Consider the following 3,077-nt stretch of genomic DNA (forward strand, 5'->3'; position numbering starts at 1 on the left):
TTCAGTCAATCGCTGAGCTGGCGTGTTTGTACCGCCACCCGAAACCAAATTCTCCGCTTTACTAAGCTGAGAACTTGCCCCGAATAAATCGGCCGCCTCATCAGAGCTTTTGACTACTGCGGTCGCAAGTTTACCAGCTTTTAGATTACTTATTTAAAGGTGTGTGTCCTGAATAGTTTTTGGCTTAAATCCAAAAGTCATATCACCTTCCATTGTGAACGTCATACACCAGGTATACTTTTCGCCTATTAAGTAGTGATGACCAGGGTACTCCAATATCTGCTCAATGCATTGCTTTAAAGTTTCAACTGGCATGGTTAAAGCACAGTCAATTGCACTATCGTTAATGTAAACAAGATTCCCACTTAAACTCTTTTCATCAATAGTTTCGTAAAAAAAGTCAACCCATTCCGTCACGTCATTTTTATTGCTAGCGGTAACAACAATTGAATCTGTGACTTGATCCCAGTTAATCTTTGAACCGCCTAAAGGAAAAACCTCTGCAAGGCGACCAAAATAGACTTCACTTGAATCTTCTATAGAAATATCGCCAGATTTTATAAAACCATCTAGATCAGCTAACAACTCTTCTTCAAATGACATATTAGATTCCTACTTAAACATGACGCAATTAACAATATTATTAACCGTTTTTAGATCACCTTTAAATTTGAAAATACGGCCCTTTTCTCCCCTGATTGAACATTAATATAAGCCTCATTTCGTTCAGTAGATTTGGTGCCTATCCTTTATTTATTACTATTTAATAATTCTCTTTGTATTTACTGAATAGAGCAATCCAACCATTCTCAGTGTAGATCTCTCCAGAGAGTCCATCACTGATGTCATTCATATTGGCTTTGCTTGCTCCTTCTGAACATATAAGCTCAACATGATCTTCATGTTGTTCAATCACCCATAAGAAGTTATGAATGGCATCATCAATGGAGTTTACAACAACCTCTCTTATTAGAGATAACTGGTCATCACTTAGAGCAGACAGTTGCTTATTGAACTCTATAGCTGCAGCTGACTTCATTCTACCGGAAACAATCATTTCATATTTTTCAATTGCTTTATCCCGAACTTCAGTCATTAATATTTGGCCAAACTTTTCTAACAGCTTGTCATTTGTCATTATCTTTCCCTTATTTATACCAAGGTATATTAGTCGGTGTTCTCACACCACTATTTCTCAAAGCATTAAGAGATTGAGCAGTTAAAGATCTTGCCATCTCTCTACTGGCGCCCCCAGCCATCAAAGCATCAACCGCGATTGTTGTATGTTCTTTAAGCGTGTTAGCCCTACCGTTTTGATTTAGCTCTTTAAATGCTTGTCTTTGATATTTAGTCATTGCTGCATGATCCAAACATGAACTTCTGACTTATCGAAAAACCATCTTTATTGCCATACGACACGTGATCTTTAAATGCCGCTTTCGCATGAACATGATGTCCCTATACAGTTTTGTATGGGCCTGTTCCCTTTGCAACACCACCACCCGAGACCAAATTATCCGCTTTACTAAGCTGAGAACTTGCCCCGAATAAATCGGCCGCCTCATCAGAGCTTTTGACTACTACGGTCGCAAGTTTACCAGCTTTTAGATTACTTATTTAAAGGTGTGTGTCCTGAATAGTTTTAGTTTTTGTCGCTTTTTCCCATATCTTTTCAAACTCGGCTCTTGTTATTAACTCTGGGACGAATTGCAGGTCTTCAGCGATTTCATCCTCTAATGGAATAGTCGTATCAGATAGCTGTGTCGTACCCATAAAATTTTCATCATAGGCATATCCGAAATGATAGGGTCTGGTGCCTGTCCTGTATTTATCTTATTTATTCTTAAACCATTGGAACGATGAATTTGAAATGATGACATCATAGACCTCATCCGAAGAAAATTGGACAATATCAGTGTGTCTAAATTCAATAGGACTTGAGGGATAGCGATGCTCTACCTCTTCAAGCATCGCTTGAGAGATATCAATGGAAAGCATTTGCTTTGGGGAAACATTTTGATAAATGAGGTGAGAGACTTTGCCCGAGCCACATCCGATATCCAGCAACGAGCGTGGGTTTGTGGGGATCAGGGTAAGTAATTCTTTCGCTGCATCGTACTGTACGTTGCCGTTACTGAAATACCCTTTTTCATAATTCATGCGCAGACCTCTTTGAAAGTAAGGCCGCATGATAAGGCAAAATGGCCCCCAAAAAAACTCAATAAAATTAGAGACATCACAGAATTATTCTGACACCTCTGAATGAATGAGCTCTCCTCGAAAGGTGTGTGTCCTAAAAAAGAAAAACCAAATAAAAAAGCACCAAACCTAGCGTTAGATTTGGTGCCTGTCCTTTATATATTTACTCCACCCGGAACATCAAATTATCTAACTTTGCCAAAACTTCACTTCGGGGTTATGTTTAAGGGCTATTTCTGCTTGCTCGTCATCATCCATTTCTAAGTATCCACCTTCTGTTCTGAATACAACTTTGTTTTCGTAGCATTCACAAAATGTAAGGAGCATCGTAGTTAAACTTTGATACTCTATTTCTTGTTCTGCTTCTCCCAGAATAAAGCCAATAATAGGAGCGGTGTCGCCGGTCGACTGAGATAGATCGACGGCATAGAAGTCACCGCCGCCATTTGCGAAAATAGGGAACCAGCTAGGGTTCCATCGCTTATCATTTTTCATGGCCGAGTAATTGTTAACTGAATCCTGTAAGCTCAAAAAATGAAATCCCGGAATAATCTGGATATCATCAAGCATCGTTCCTTGAACTATATTTGTGCCATTTCTCCATTGGTACAATTCTATGAGTTCATTAGTTGGTGTTATTCCTGAACTGTTAAATAACGCTCTAATTTCTGACTCTTCAAGACCGTCATTCAAGAATTTACAAACTGGAAATTGCCACTTCAATAAATAAGTTAAGATTGTACTTAAAAATTCAGTTATTGTTGTTTTCATTAGATTTGGTGCCTGTCCTTTATTTATTTTATTTATTTACGACAAATTAATCCCATAGTATTCAATGAAGCTTTTGAATTCGTCCGCACTAACGGCCTCCCCCCAAG

General features: G+C 38.6%; 5 protein-coding genes and 1 pseudogene. All 6 read right to left on the minus strand.

Going from position 1 to position 3,077, the window contains the following annotated elements; all coding sequences use genetic code 11:
* Positions 1–153: 153 nt before the first annotated feature.
* The 6 genes and pseudogenes from RH40_RS04285 to RH40_RS04305 all read right to left on the minus strand — a co-directional run bounded on the left by RH40_RS04285 (position 154) and on the right by RH40_RS04305 (position 2,970).
* Complete coding sequence (locus tag RH40_RS04285) at positions 154–603, minus strand: hypothetical protein (RefSeq protein WP_009600136.1); 450 nt, start codon at positions 601–603, stop codon at positions 154–156.
* A 160-nt stretch (positions 604–763) separates the two neighbouring features.
* The gene (locus RH40_RS04290; RefSeq protein ID WP_009600137.1) at positions 764–1,138 is read right to left on the minus strand and encodes a hypothetical protein; all 375 of its coding nucleotides are present in this window, start codon (positions 1,136–1,138) and stop codon (positions 764–766) included.
* A gap of 10 nt (positions 1,139–1,148) precedes the next feature.
* Positions 1,149–1,355: a hypothetical protein gene (locus RH40_RS20975; protein ID WP_009600138.1), complete on the minus strand. Its 207-nt coding sequence runs from the start codon at positions 1,353–1,355 to the stop codon at positions 1,149–1,151.
* Between the two features lie 262 nt (positions 1,356–1,617).
* Positions 1,618–1,791, minus strand: a pseudogene (locus RH40_RS20780) (DUF6881 domain-containing protein); the annotation flags it as partial.
* Positions 1,792–1,833: 42 nt separating this feature from the next.
* Positions 1,834–2,160 carry a class I SAM-dependent methyltransferase gene (locus tag RH40_RS04300; RefSeq protein WP_009600140.1) on the minus strand — a complete coding sequence of 109 codons (327 nt, stop codon included), beginning with the start codon at positions 2,158–2,160 and terminating at the stop codon, positions 1,834–1,836.
* Positions 2,161–2,388: 228 nt separating this feature from the next.
* On the minus strand, positions 2,389–2,970 hold the full coding sequence (locus RH40_RS04305) for an SMI1/KNR4 family protein (RefSeq protein WP_009600141.1): 582 nt from the start codon (positions 2,968–2,970) through the stop codon (positions 2,389–2,391).
* Positions 2,971–3,077 lie beyond the last annotated feature (107 nt).

It is taken from the genome of Vibrio caribbeanicus ATCC BAA-2122, assembly GCF_000165125.1.
Classification (GTDB): Bacteria; Pseudomonadota; Gammaproteobacteria; order Enterobacterales; family Vibrionaceae; genus Vibrio; species Vibrio caribbeanicus.

Bases quoted from the DNA above. Each gene is read 5' to 3' on its own strand.
- RH40_RS04290 (WP_009600137.1), bottom strand. From the start codon at position 1,138: ATGACAAATGACAAGCTGTTAGAAAAGTTTGGCCAAATATTAATGACT.
- RH40_RS04300 (WP_009600140.1), bottom strand. From the start codon at position 2,160: ATGAATTATGAAAAAGGGTATTTCAGTAACGGCAACGTACAGTACGAT.
- RH40_RS04285 (WP_009600136.1), bottom strand. From the start codon at position 603: ATGTCATTTGAAGAAGAGTTGTTAGCTGATCTAGATGGTTTTATAAAA.
- RH40_RS04305 (WP_009600141.1), bottom strand. From the start codon at position 2,970: ATGAAAACAACAATAACTGAATTTTTAAGTACAATCTTAACTTATTTA.
- RH40_RS20975 (WP_009600138.1), bottom strand. From the start codon at position 1,355: ATGACTAAATATCAAAGACAAGCATTTAAAGAGCTAAATCAAAACGGT.